At 44.2% G+C, this 258-nt stretch carries 1 protein-coding gene; it reads right to left on the bottom strand.

The genetic code is table 11. The features are described 5' to 3' along the window. A partial coding sequence (locus AAEY94_RS20750) for an ATP-binding cassette domain-containing protein (protein WP_350979933.1) occupies positions 1–258 on the bottom strand: 258 nt, incomplete at both ends.

Here is a 258-nt window from a genome sequence, read left to right on the forward strand (position 1 = left end):
ATTGACACCTTGTACCAATAATCCTTCTTCGACGATTTGCATGACCGTCATGCGCGGATTAATACTGGCAAAGGGGTCTTGAAACACCATTTGAATCTGCGAGCGGAAGGAGCGCAGTTCACGTTTGGACAATGCTGTAATGTCTTGCCCATTAATCATTATTTGACCACTGATATGTGCTTGATTGCTAAGCAATTGACTTAGTGCCAGCGCTATTGTGGTCTTTCCAGAACCTGATTCACCAACGATACCTAATGC

It is taken from the genome of Shewanella sp. AC34-MNA-CIBAN-0136 (assembly GCF_040309945.1).
Lineage (GTDB): Bacteria > Pseudomonadota > Gammaproteobacteria > Enterobacterales > Shewanellaceae > Shewanella.